Source organism: Leptolyngbya sp. FACHB-321, assembly GCF_014695975.1.
Taxonomy (GTDB): domain Bacteria; phylum Cyanobacteriota; class Cyanobacteriia; order Leptolyngbyales; family Leptolyngbyaceae; genus Stenomitos.
On record NZ_JACJPI010000010.1, the window covers coordinates 85,136 to 96,074 of the forward strand.

A 10,939-nucleotide genomic window follows, 5' to 3' on the forward strand; every position below is an offset into this window, starting at 1 on the left:
TTGAATTAGCCGTTGGACCTTCTTTAGCTTAATGAAGCTCGAGAAACGGTGCGGCTAAGGTTCCCAGTATTGAAGAGAGTTGAGTAATGTAATACTCGGAGAGATCGACTGACAGCAACTCTTCTTCCAGGCACATAAACTTCCAGATCTCGCCTGTGGTGACAGCACCATAAATGGTCTGAGTTTGTCCTTGCGATCGATTAAAGTACTGCGCCCCTACCATTTGGGCTGCACACTGTCCTAAGCCGAGCTTAATGTCGCTTTTCTTTGCTTCCACTACAGTCAGCACAGGAGCACTGATTTCGAGTTGGTTCACTGAGTTACTGAGCACGAAGTCGCACTCGCCTGTCAATCCCTTTTCGACGTTGACGTTAAGCGTGCTACCGGAAAAGTAGCTAATCCGATTCTTCAAGTGACGTCGTACGTCTAACAAAATCGGTGCCACAATAAGCTCCGAGCGTGCTTTTTCGGTGCCAATGTTGATAGCTAGTTCCAGGTAATCAGCCAGAAGTGACTTGAGTTTCTCTGAAGGTTCAATTGGTTGGATGTTGCTGAAAAGCCCAGAACGGTTTTCCAGATTGAGACTTAAGTCTTTGACTGCCTGTCCCAAGTTTTTGAAATCGCTGTAAGCCATGTTTGCTTTTCACTTATTACTAGGCAGTGGCATGCTCATTGTGTGGGCACTGACTTTAATTTCTAGCTTACTCCTCTAAGCGCTTTCCTCCCAGTCGTGTTCACGATCAAGGTCTTGCAGAGACTCGTAGGTTAAGTTACCGTCGCTATAACTGCCGTCTGGTTTGCGTTCCAGGGTAAACCCGTCTGTGGTACGCACCCGTTGCGGCTCGACTACGATTTCCAGGTCTTGTAGCCACTCTGCTAGATGAAGCTCACACCAACTGCTCACGCGAGGTGGTGGTGTCGGTGCTAACCTGAAGATTGCGAGTCCACAGATCACACAAACAAGCCCAGCTTCTAGGCGAGTGGCGGGAACTTTTGCCCGACCACTCCTCACTGTCCTTGCGGCAAGTGAGCTTAAGAAGGCCTCTGGCAGCAATATTCTGGGAACCGTTCAGATCGCAGTTATAGCGCTTGCCAGAGGCAAATTTTGCTAGAGCGTAATTCTTAGAATCACGCTTGACTACTCCAGAGCCGTCATACGCCAGCTTGGAGGTATAGGCAGCAACGACATCAATTGTCTTACCGCCCACCTCTTGCCACTTCAGTTCGGTGTAATCGTGAATCATTGCCTTGAGCCAGCCGTGGAAGCGTTGACGCAAGTTGGAGCCTTTTCGCCCACCTTTTGCCTTCCAGCCCTTGAGATGCTCAAAGACAATAGCCCCAGCATTAAACTGCTTGGCAATATTCACAATTCGCTTAGAAACAATGTGAGCAATTTGCTGGTTAATATTCCGGCATTTGCGATAGGTGTTAGAGCAGAAGCCTTTCTGAAGCCTTCCACCCTTACCCATCGTTTTACTTGCTCTGACTGACACCGATTTCAGTCGCTTGTCCCTACGGTCTATGTCTCTTCCGGGGTGAATGAATTCACGCCAGATTACAGTACCGTCAAAGGTAACAACTGAAACCGTTGCCGTCGTGTTAATCCCCAAATCAACGGCAACCACATTGTAATCGGGTTGTCGCTTCTCTGGGTGGCACTCAAAGGGTACAGAGAGATGGCAGGCTTGCTCGTTGAAAATGAGCGAAGGAGACAACTGTTTGTTACTGTCTACCGTGTGTCGTTCTCTCAATCCTGAGATGTGAACATTTGTCCAAACCCAGTCTGTGCCAGTGAAAACCTTGATCTCGATTTGGTCGTGCCCGTGCAGTTTGTAGCACTGCCCCCGATACAGCGCTGGGTAGCACCCAGCATTGGCAGTAAGAATGGGCGGTTTAGCATCTCGCCTGCCGCGAACGCCTGATTGCCACTCCTGGTAGCGAGTGACAAAGCTGCTAACTTGACCGACAGCGAAGGCAATTGCAGCCCGACGATAGTAACTAGGAAACTTGCGAAATACTCGGTCAATAGATGCGTATTTCACATTTGGATTTTGGACGGTTTGATGCACTAACCGCTCTACCGCAGGGATAACATTCTTGCTAGATAACCCGCCCAATTCTTTCCAGTGAGTGAAAACTACGCTCACCAAATGCCTGCACAAACGACGATAAACCTTCACCGTTTTGTCGAACAGCAATCGCTGTACCGCCGTTGGGTTAAGGCTCCATTTGTCAGTGCGAATGATGGGTTTTCGGGTTGGCATAGAACAATTGTATCAGCATAGTGATTGCTTTGACAATGAAGCTTAAGCCTTACGGTCACGGCTTTGGGGCACTCAACATTCACATAGTGTTTGTTACGAAATACCGTCATCCCGTCATCACGGCAGAGATTGAATCAAGGCTGAAATCAATAATGGCGAAGCTTTGTGAAACTCAAAAATGCACGTTATTGGAGTGCAAAGCAGATGTAGGCAGTAACGACCAGATTCACTTGCTGGTTGAGATGGCTCCTGACATTGCTCTGTCTAAGCTCGTCAACATCCTCAAAACAATCATCAGTAGGGAAATTCGGAAAGAATTTCGAGACTTTCTGAAACACTATTACTGGAAACCTGTCTTTTGGAAAAGGGGCTATGGGTTTGTTTCGGTTGGCGGTGTGCCCCTGAAAACCCTGAAGGAGTACATCGAGCACCAGGGCTACAATGATTAATCGATTGGCAACGCCGCTGCGCTCCATTGCCACGCCTTAACCCCTACCTGCTACGCGAGGATGGGGGAATGCAGGCTAATCCTGTTCAAACAGCCGGTCTAGGTGCTTGTTTCGTTCCGCTTCTGCTGCTGGCTTTGTTTTGCCCTTCCAGTCAGCTTGACCGTTAATCAACCTGTGTGGCGTTGCCATGCCGTTCCATCCTTTGTGGCGCGTCTGAGAGCACGCTGACGGAGCATTAGAGAGACGGTAGGGAGAGAGGGAGGGGTATGTTACGGTTCTGTCGTCAGTCCCGCTGCCACGATCGCTTGACTGAGTGCTTCTGTAAGTCCCAGTGCGTCTGACCACTGGAACAGGTAATCGAAGTCTAAGGTTTCTCCCTGTACTTTGAGGACTCCCAGTACGTCCCGCCACTGTTTCTCTGACTGTGAACGCTGTCGCCACAGCAGTTTTGCTAACACCAGGTCTTCAGGAGAGGCAACCCAGAACTGCTGGTTGTCCGTCTCACCAAAGGACTCCAGACGCCGCCGCTCCATTTTTGAGCGGTCGAAAGGCGTGTCCGAGTTCAAGACAAGGTCAGCATTGAGCACCATTGTCATGTGCGTCACGCTGAAGGTTTGCCCCTGTCCGGCTTGCAACTCTTCGATTGCGCCAGGTGGACAATAGAAACCGGACGTTTCTAAAGCGACGACTAACAACGTCAGCTGCTCACGCTGCAAGTTAATGACTACGTCCAGATCACGCGTTGTTCGTGGTTCACCGTAAAGAATCGCCGCTACGCCGCCTGTAATATAATACGGTATGTTGAATTGCTCAAAAATAGGGTGGAGTAATTGTGCGATCGCGCTCGGGTCTTGCACCCACATGGTTGTGTCTCCGTCCGTTGGTGTAAGCTCTGGTGCCCACTTGTCACCTAGTACCGCTTGGGCAAAGTAACGGTTAATTTCTACTGGTCGTGACTTCTGAATGCTTCGTAAAGACAACTTTTTTGCCCACTGGATCAGACGCGCAGCCATGTTCCAACGATCTCGGTTTGACTTCTGCCGCAGCAACGCAAACTCATACACGTCAGTCTCAAGACTGGTGTCACTGGCTTGAGGTTGGTACCCTGGTTTGACTGTTACCACGTCTTGTCTGTAAAGAGTTGAGGAGACGGCTGCTGCACTTTGTGGTTAGTCTAACCTAGCTTGAGACCGGAAAAACTCTACTCCCCGTGAGGAGAGTAAGGAGAAGTCCGTATCCTTGAGGACTGTATTGTGGGCAGTTTCGGCACAGTGCCGCTGTTGTCAGCCTGTGCCGCTCGAAGCTTTTGACTTAAGCGCTTGAGTTGTTTTCGTTTGTGACGGGCGCGGGCAGAGGCATTGGACTGCCCTTTCTGCTGTTTCTGTCCAGACGTTTTCCAGTTGCTGTGCTGTGCCATGTGTGAGCCTCTAATGCCGCCCCTCTGGCACGTCAGTGCAACCGACAGCCTGGAGTGCTATATTTTGGCTTGCCCATGCCCTACCATCTCGAGTTATCCCTCTTTTGTTACTTTAAGGAGAGCAAATTAAGCTAGAAGTAGCTGTGTCGAAGTTGAAATCATGACGCTCAGACACCCCGTTGCGACAGTGGGCTTCGTTGACGAGTATTGCTTGTTATACCGTTCGGTTTTTGACGATGTGCGTTCCTACGAATGCTTCAAGTGGCTCCATGTGGGAATGATCAGCGCTCTAGCACGCAAAACACTACCGGAGATTGCCAAACGCATTGGACTGAAAGACGGACAAAGTTTGCATCACTTTTTGCGCGATGCGGTGTGGGACGTGGCTCAAGTTAGAGCCATTCGATTACAGCTGATTCGCCAACAAATTGGCACGAGCCCCATTACTCTGTGCATTGATGAAACGGGTGATGTGAAGAAAGGGGAAGCCACCGACTATGTGGCCAAGCAATACATTGGCAACTTGGGCAAGACTGCAAAGGGGATGGTCAGCGTCAATGCGTATGCGGTAGTCGAGGGCATCACGTAGCCGCTGCTATGCAAAATCTACAAACCAAAAGCTCGACTCAAAGTCTCAGACGAGTACCAGAGCAAACCCCAGATCGCGATTGGGCTGATGCAGCAGATCAAAGCTTTAGGGTTTGCCATTAAGCGTGTGTTAGCGGACAGCTTGTATGGCGAAAGTGAAGCGGTGATCCGGTGTCTAGAGACGTTGCAATTGCCGTACATTGTGGCGATTCGCTCGAATCATGGGGTGCTGATGGCGAAGGGGCAACGGGTGCGCTACAACTTTTGGCACGCCTATGACCAACCGCTGTCCGAGCATCCCACCGCACGACGACATCTGCGCGAAATCATTTTTGGACATCGCCGCAAAGTGCGGTACTACCAAATCACCAAGGGCAGCACATCAGCTCCCGACCAAGCCGCTAGCTGGTTCATCATGACAAATCTCGAGGGAGGTATCCTGTTAAGTGTTGCGACTCAATACAGTTTAAGAACCTGGATTGAATATGGGTTCAGACAGGTGAAGCAGGCATTGGGATGGCATGATTATCGCTTAACTGATGACAACAGTATTGAGCGTTGGTGGGAGTTAGTGTTCAGCGCTTACTTGCTGGTGAGCCTACACGCTGAACAGTGCAAGCAGTACCAGCCACACTTAACCGCAACAGAAGCTGTCCCACCTCAGGTGCTGCCCTTTACTCACCATCCTGATTGGGCGTTAGGCATTACCTGGAAGAGTGCATTGAACAATTTACGATTATTGCTGCAACCGTATTGGTATTGGGGGATGCTGGCAGTGTGGTTACAAGTTTTCCCCACACCTGGACTCAAACGAGGCTTACATCAGCTGATGGATTGGATGGATACCTTTCGCATCCTGCCCGTTCCCCAGCAACTGCTAGCTTGACGGGACTTGAACGACTTCTCTCTCCTTAAAGTAACAAAAGAGGGATAAAACCTTCGTTATTAGACGCTGCCGTTGATTGAGAAATGGCAGCGTTCCGGGTCATAAACCGGCTTGAAGAAAGCAATTTTGACTGTGCCCTCTCCTAAGTCCACTGTCCATGTGTCGCGACTCGTTTCGTTCCAGGTCATATCTGCTTGCCTCTGTTTTGCTTGCTCAGTCCGCTCTAGCTTTCTGGTAGCGTTTTACCGCAGTCGAGCCAGTACAGAAACCGCTTTGTTGCCTGTACTGCTAGCTTTGCCTCTGCAACAATTTCGTTGTCTACCTCTGTCTGAGCGCTGGTCTCCATGACGTGGCTGTCCAAGCGCCTCATGACTGCGAACTCGTACACCAGCAGCACACGCAGCACCCCAGGCGGCAGGTCGTTGCGACTGCTGGGCGGCAGGTTATAGGCCTCATAGAACAGCCGTGCTGACTGGTAGCCAAACCCGAGTCTATAAATGCTAGCAGTGACTTGAATGTACGCTTGCTGAGAGCCACCTTTGCGCCGAATGGAGACGGTCAGAGCGTCCCTCATGTCTAATCGTTCAGTGGTCAGTGAAGCGAAGTTAGCAAGTACCGTTTCAACGGTCGGTAGCGGTCCAGGTGTTTTGGCTTTGCGCTTACTTTTCCCCTTAGGCGGCACTGGGGACGAGGAGGGGAGTCCCGGTAGCTGTAAGTTCAGCTGTTCGTCCGGCTCGGACGGCGGCGGTGTGGAACTCATGCGCGAAAGTGCTCAAATCGAAGACAGAAGTACTATAACTCGCTGTGCCGTACTGTGCGATCGCTTGCAGCCCTTGCATGAGACAATTAAACCCGTACGGAAACATAAGAAACTGCTCTAGCAGTAGCGGTCTCAGGTAGCTGTGCCCTTCTGCCTGCGGGTAGGCCAGGAAGTGCAGCAGGATCAGCGTCCGATTATCGTCATTGTGATCGTAGAGCAGTTTGGCAAGCAGCGCCGTAAACGCACGTTCCCAGGTGGCTTTATAGCGCAAGTCACCATAGCCTCTTACTTCCTGCTTAAACACCTGATCGTGTTGAGGTGTGCTTACTTGAGCGAACGCTTCTGTCACTGTATGCAGTGTTTGCCAGGTCTCATAGGTCTTTGCTTTTAGCGCTGTGAGCTTCATGTCTACGCTACATCTGTTGTCACTCGAGACAGTTTTCTTTATTCTACCAGCTCACCTGCTCTTGGGTTAGATTTGTTAACCAAGTCTGTCCGTCTCGGTCGTATACGAAAGCGGCTTTTGCTCTACTCTGATGTACTACATAACTATTCGTCTGTTGCGGTTGCGTTGACTGTCATGGTTAATACGCCTCCGCTTAAGTGCGTTATTCACCGGCGTCCAGGTAATCCACATGCTCGTCTGCTGGTCTAAAGCCAGCAGTTTCCCAATGTTCATCGCAGTAGCGTCCGGCATACTCACCACAGGAGTACCGGACTGAGCCTTGTGCATAGCACTGCGAACACTTTTGGAGTTTGTAGGACTGTACCGCTGTCTCTAAGCTGCGCCAGCACTGCTCGCGGTACTCTGGAGCAAGTACTTTGCTAGCGAGTTCCTGAAGTTGTTTGCCCCATGTGTCGTCGCCAAGTGCCCGCATGACGTTGACTTGCCAGTCTGACTCAGGGTGCTTAATGGCTTGTTCACAGGCTGACAGTAGCGACGGTGGTGGCTCTTTCCACTCTGCGTGGTTGTTCACACAGTTGAGGGTCTGAGCCACGACGGTTAACGCCTCACCAAAACGTTGAGCAAGAGCACCGCTTGCTCCTGCGTCACCCCAACTACTGAGTTGGTCTACCAAGGCTATAGCCAGGGTATCCGCCGCTTTAATGTCTTGCATGTGCTCAAGCTCAAGCATGTCCACTGAGCGCTGCACGATCGCTTTAATCGTTAGCTCATTTTGAACGTTCAGGTCAACGTGTCCTAAGTGAATTGCTACTTGCCCCAGCAGCGCTGTTATGTCGTAGCACAGGTTGTTAATTGGCTGTCGATCGGTGCCTTCACTAAGCACAAACTGTATGAAGACAGCACGAAAGGGAGACACCGTTTGAGCCGTATTCTCGTTGAGCACTGCTTGTAAGTGCCGCTGAAGCAGTTTTTGAGCGGTTTTTTTGTTCATAGTGGTGACGAGCAAAATTTGCCCTGCACTGAAAGCAGCGGTAGGGGAGACAGTGGAGGGAAGAGAGTCTCGATTTAGAAGGTATATTGGTTGCTGTGTTGTTCTACATCATGGTTCAATATGCAGATCCAGACGATTGCTCAAGTTATCGTAAATGCAGGGATTGAAGCCGTTTTTGATGCGTCAACAGATTGCCAGAATCTGCCAAAGTTCTTCACTGGCTATAAAGGTATTCCTGCCATTGTGAGTGCAAAAACTATCGATGGACTGCCCCTTCATGAAGGAAGCATACGGATTGTTACCAACAGTGATGGATCGTCTATTGAAGAAGTGATTGTCTCGCTAGCACGACCTGATACGCAGCGATATGAGTTGGTCAAAGGCTTTAAGCCACCCTTTTCTTGGTTGATCCGGGCTGCCTCTGGAAAGTGGTCATATGAAACTCTAGATGCCAAAACAAGGGTTGTATGGAATTTTTATTTTGAGCTTTCTAATCTTTTTGCTTACCTAGTTTTTCGCTTGGTAGTGCAACGCCCATTCCAACAAGCCCAGGAACTTTGTCTTAGAAATTTAAAGCAGTATGTTGAAGATCGAGGCGATAGCACACAGGCTAACAACCCAAATGGAGCGGATTTGTGAGATTAGTTATGAATGATGAAGGATGCTTCATAGCCGCTCGTTTGGAACGTTATGTGCCAAGATGAGACGGCAAACACTGAAGAGCGAGGAGAGCGGTATGGATGGTAAGTGTCTTTGCGGTGCAATCACTGTCCGAACGCCAGACAAAAAGAATATAGATGCTTGTCATTGCGGGATGTGTCGGCGATGGGGTGGCGGACCAGCCTTAGGTGTAGCTTGTGGCTCAGATGTGCAAATAGACGGCGTTGACAAACTGAAAGTGTACCAGTCCTCAGCATGGGCTGAGAGAGCGTTCTGTGGTGAATGCGGTACGCATATTTTTTATAGATTGTTGGCTACCAGTGAGTATTTTGTCCCAGCAGGTCTTTTTCAAAATGAAATTGAGTTTGAGTTTAAGGAGCAAATCTTTATAGACGTGAAACCTGGTTACTATGAATTTGCCAATCAAACCTTAAACATGACAGAAGCAGAAGTATTTGCTAAGTTCGCGTCAAGTGAGAATATTGAAGGCACATAATAACTGCGCTGCACCGGAACGCCCGTATTTAGTTGACTAAGTAGCAAAGATTATCTGCATCCGGTGAGCGCGAACGTTAGGCATGATAAATTGTATGCTTAGAAATTGTATGGCAATCAGAAAATCATAGCCCTACAAAGTATTTTCAGTTCTAGACTCGATACGCTGAGTCATCTCTTAAAGGTTTCAGAGGTCCTTTTCGCAGACGACTTAGAGGTTCTATTGCATCGCCGCATCGCTCCCAGTATTTTCCTTTCAGCACACAGAGAGCATTTGTTTGCAATCAGCCCCGCAACTTCGCCTTGTGCTGAGGACAATCAGCCAATAAGCCTCTTCGACCGGAACTTAGTATACTGTCGCTGTCCCTACAGGTCTGGTGACTTAAACATTGGTAAATTCTGAAGCGATCGCAAGTTGAGCATGAAAGTTCAGTTGAGCCATGAAAGTCCGATCTGCCACTCCTGATGATGTATCTCTGATTGTCTCATTCATCCAGAAGAAATCAGAATTTGACCGCAACATCGGTGCCTTCTCTAGTGTGCTGCAGTATCCGAAGACAAAATACGCAGGACACTTTTCGGAGCAAGGCCCTTTTCTTACATTTTGTTTGCAGAGTTTTCAGGGCATGAGGTCGGCTTTGCTTTATATGGCTTCAGGTACTCATCCTTTGCCGGTCAGCCGAGCCTTTGGCTTGATGATCTGTACGTGGATGACAAGATAAGAAGTCAGGGTGCAGGAGCAGCCTTAATGGCTCAATTAGCTCAAATTGCCAAGGAAAATGACTGTACTCATCTTGCTTGGAACGCTGATGCTCGAAATACCCGTGGGCTTCACTTTTACAAGCAGTTAGGTGCAGAAGTTACGGAGCAGCATGGTAATCGATGTTTTTTGAGATGGGTTCCGTGGGCAGATGTACAGCAAGTCGATAAAGTGGACGGTTGAGAGGTCTTGGTGGCGTTGCCAAAGTACCTACGCCACTTAATTGGGGTCGTTACGCCGCTGAATCAGCTTGGGTCGCGCTCCAACCCAAGCTAAGCTGATTGTTTTTCTACCCTCTGGATCAATAAGAGTGGCAGCGGACTGTTGACCAGGTGAAAGCGCTCGGCTGTAGCAAAAGAATGAAGGATAAACCGAAGCCCTGGCTCAAAGGAAGTTTCAAGGTTTATGTCTGTCCTCGCGTTCTCTTCGACTGCTATATGAACCTGTAAACTCTCGCAATCCACGATTGGGACAAAGATGGAGTCACCTTTGCAGACCTGGATGGCTACCGAGTCGTTTTACAGCAGGCTGAGTAGAGCTTGTAACCGCGTGATCGCAAAGCTAGAACTGATTAGCAGTGCTTTAGAAAGCTGGCATCGCCTCACTCTGCGCCTGTTTCTACCGAGTTTCTCCAAAAAGATGGCTGGCTCCCTTGACCGAAAAACCGTCCAGGCAGTATAGTAAAACAGTTGGTGTACCGTCTAGACGGTTTTAGAAAATTACTGCTGGTGTTCCTGTGGTTCCGATCAAAAAGTCACAAGCGCGGTCGCTTACCCATAGCACCTTGCTGCGTGCTGCTGCTCAAGTCATTCTCGACAAAGGTGTGGAGGCACTGACGCTCGATGCAGTGGCGCATCAAGCTGGAGTCAGTAAAGGCGGCTTGCTCTACCACTTCCCCAATAAGAATGCCTTGGTAGTGGGGTTGGGCGAGCAGCTAATTCAAGATTTTGAAGCAGCGCTACAAGCGGAGTTTGACCAGGATGATGCACCGGGAACGCCAGGACAGTGGGTCAGGGCGTACATTCGCTCGACGTTGCGGATGAGCAAACAATCATTGGCATTGATTGCCCGTTTGACATCGCTGATTGTAGAGATGCCGCCGGAGCTACTGCAGTTTGCTGAGGCGTATGAACAGCGCTGTCGGCAACGGCTCGAAACTGATGGACTTGACCCAACCCAAGCAACCATTATTCAGTTGGCGATCGATGGCTTGTGGTTTTCGGAAGTGTTCCAACTGGGCGCACCCGATGAACCTCGTCGCGC

The 10,939-nt window shown here is 49.6% G+C and carries 14 protein-coding genes and 2 pseudogenes; 7 read left to right on the top strand and 9 right to left on the bottom strand.

What is annotated here, in order from left to right; genetic code table 11:
- Positions 1–28: 28 nt before the first annotated feature.
- From H6F76_RS00720 to H6F76_RS00730, 3 genes are all read right to left on the bottom strand, one after another.
- Positions 29–634, bottom strand: a complete 606-nt coding sequence (locus H6F76_RS00720; RefSeq protein WP_190505064.1) for a hypothetical protein — start codon at positions 632–634, stop codon at positions 29–31.
- 75 nt (positions 635–709) lie between these two features.
- On the bottom strand, positions 710–904 hold the full coding sequence (locus H6F76_RS00725) for a hypothetical protein (protein ID WP_190505066.1): 195 nt from the start codon (positions 902–904) through the stop codon (positions 710–712).
- On the bottom strand, positions 888–2,264 hold the full coding sequence (locus H6F76_RS00730; protein WP_190505068.1) for an IS200/IS605 family accessory protein TnpB-related protein: 1,377 nt from the start codon (positions 2,262–2,264) through the stop codon (positions 888–890). Before H6F76_RS00730 ends, H6F76_RS00725 begins: the two co-directional genes overlap by 17 nt.
- A 35-nt stretch (positions 2,265–2,299) precedes the next feature.
- Here H6F76_RS00730 and tnpA point away from each other — a divergent pair, with 35 nt between their 5' ends.
- Positions 2,300–2,713: an IS200/IS605 family transposase gene (gene tnpA / locus H6F76_RS00735; RefSeq protein ID WP_190505070.1), complete on the top strand. Its 414-nt coding sequence runs from the start codon at positions 2,300–2,302 to the stop codon at positions 2,711–2,713.
- A gap of 269 nt (positions 2,714–2,982) precedes the next feature.
- Here the strand turns inward: tnpA and H6F76_RS00740 are convergent, their stop codons facing one another.
- Together H6F76_RS00740 and H6F76_RS00745 are read right to left on the bottom strand one after the other, a co-directional pair.
- Complete coding sequence (locus H6F76_RS00740) at positions 2,983–3,837, bottom strand: hypothetical protein (protein WP_190505072.1); 855 nt, start codon at positions 3,835–3,837, stop codon at positions 2,983–2,985.
- A gap of 77 nt (positions 3,838–3,914) precedes the next feature.
- Positions 3,915–4,130 carry a hypothetical protein gene (locus tag H6F76_RS00745; protein ID WP_190505074.1) on the bottom strand — a complete coding sequence of 72 codons (216 nt, stop codon included), beginning with the start codon at positions 4,128–4,130 and terminating at the stop codon, positions 3,915–3,917.
- A 160-nt stretch (positions 4,131–4,290) separates the two neighbouring features.
- Between H6F76_RS00745 and H6F76_RS00755 the strand changes: the two are divergent.
- A pseudogene (locus tag H6F76_RS00755) lies at positions 4,291–5,604 on the top strand (IS701 family transposase).
- Positions 5,605–5,663: 59 nt separating this feature from the next.
- Here H6F76_RS00755 and H6F76_RS30800 read toward each other — a convergent pair.
- The 4 genes from H6F76_RS30800 to H6F76_RS00770 form a co-directional block, all read right to left on the bottom strand.
- Positions 5,664–5,792 carry a hypothetical protein gene (locus H6F76_RS30800; protein ID WP_277881163.1) on the bottom strand — a complete coding sequence of 43 codons (129 nt, stop codon included), beginning with the start codon at positions 5,790–5,792 and terminating at the stop codon, positions 5,664–5,666.
- Positions 5,793–5,827: 35 nt separating this feature from the next.
- A complete protein-coding gene (locus H6F76_RS00760; RefSeq protein WP_190505079.1) occupies positions 5,828–6,364 on the bottom strand; it encodes a hypothetical protein in 537 nt (178 codons plus the stop codon).
- Positions 6,276–6,770 carry a hypothetical protein gene (locus tag H6F76_RS00765; protein WP_190505081.1) on the bottom strand — a complete coding sequence of 165 codons (495 nt, stop codon included), beginning with the start codon at positions 6,768–6,770 and terminating at the stop codon, positions 6,276–6,278. The genes H6F76_RS00760 and H6F76_RS00765 overlap by 89 nt, the downstream gene beginning before the upstream one ends.
- 202 nt (positions 6,771–6,972) lie before the next feature.
- Entirely contained in the window at positions 6,973–7,761 is a 789-nt protein-coding gene (locus tag H6F76_RS00770; RefSeq protein ID WP_190505083.1) for a hypothetical protein, read from the bottom strand.
- 120 nt (positions 7,762–7,881) lie between these two features.
- Here H6F76_RS00770 and H6F76_RS00775 point away from each other — a divergent pair, with 120 nt between their 5' ends.
- The 5 genes and pseudogenes from H6F76_RS00775 to H6F76_RS00795 form a co-directional block, all read left to right on the top strand.
- The gene (locus H6F76_RS00775; RefSeq protein ID WP_190505085.1) at positions 7,882–8,400 is read left to right on the top strand and encodes an SRPBCC family protein; all 519 of its coding nucleotides are present in this window, start codon (positions 7,882–7,884) and stop codon (positions 8,398–8,400) included.
- Between the two features lie 97 nt (positions 8,401–8,497).
- The gene (locus H6F76_RS00780) at positions 8,498–8,917 is read left to right on the top strand and encodes a GFA family protein (protein WP_190505087.1); all 420 of its coding nucleotides are present in this window, start codon (positions 8,498–8,500) and stop codon (positions 8,915–8,917) included.
- A 439-nt stretch (positions 8,918–9,356) separates the two neighbouring features.
- Positions 9,357–9,859, top strand: a pseudogene (locus tag H6F76_RS00785) (GNAT family N-acetyltransferase).
- Between the two features lie 294 nt (positions 9,860–10,153).
- On the top strand, positions 10,154–10,357 hold the full coding sequence (locus tag H6F76_RS00790; RefSeq protein WP_190505088.1) for a hypothetical protein: 204 nt from the start codon (positions 10,154–10,156) through the stop codon (positions 10,355–10,357).
- A gap of 55 nt (positions 10,358–10,412) precedes the next feature.
- On the top strand, positions 10,413–10,939 hold a 527-nt coding region (locus tag H6F76_RS00795), incomplete at its 3' end, for a TetR family transcriptional regulator (protein ID WP_190505090.1).

What these genes read in the sequence shown, in the direction of transcription:
- H6F76_RS30800 (WP_277881163.1), bottom strand. Translation starts at nt 5,792, where the DNA reads ATGACCTGGAACGAAACGAGTCGCGACACATGGACAGTGGACTTAGGA.
- H6F76_RS00780 (WP_190505087.1), top strand. Translation starts at nt 8,498, where the DNA reads ATGGATGGTAAGTGTCTTTGCGGTGCAATCACTGTCCGAACGCCAGAC.
- H6F76_RS00770 (WP_190505083.1), bottom strand. Translation starts at nt 7,761, where the DNA reads ATGAACAAAAAAACCGCTCAAAAACTGCTTCAGCGGCACTTACAAGCA.
- H6F76_RS00760 (WP_190505079.1), bottom strand. Translation starts at nt 6,364, where the DNA reads ATGAGTTCCACACCGCCGCCGTCCGAGCCGGACGAACAGCTGAACTTA.
- H6F76_RS00775 (WP_190505085.1), top strand. Translation starts at nt 7,882, where the DNA reads ATGCAGATCCAGACGATTGCTCAAGTTATCGTAAATGCAGGGATTGAA.
- H6F76_RS00790 (WP_190505088.1), top strand. Translation starts at nt 10,154, where the DNA reads ATGGAGTCACCTTTGCAGACCTGGATGGCTACCGAGTCGTTTTACAGC.
- H6F76_RS00720 (WP_190505064.1), bottom strand. Translation starts at nt 634, where the DNA reads ATGGCTTACAGCGATTTCAAAAACTTGGGACAGGCAGTCAAAGACTTA.
- H6F76_RS00745 (WP_190505074.1), bottom strand. Translation starts at nt 4,130, where the DNA reads ATGGCACAGCACAGCAACTGGAAAACGTCTGGACAGAAACAGCAGAAA.
- tnpA (WP_190505070.1), top strand. Translation starts at nt 2,300, where the DNA reads ATGAAGCTTAAGCCTTACGGTCACGGCTTTGGGGCACTCAACATTCAC.
- H6F76_RS00765 (WP_190505081.1), bottom strand. Translation starts at nt 6,770, where the DNA reads ATGAAGCTCACAGCGCTAAAAGCAAAGACCTATGAGACCTGGCAAACA.
- H6F76_RS00730 (WP_190505068.1), bottom strand. Translation starts at nt 2,264, where the DNA reads ATGCCAACCCGAAAACCCATCATTCGCACTGACAAATGGAGCCTTAAC.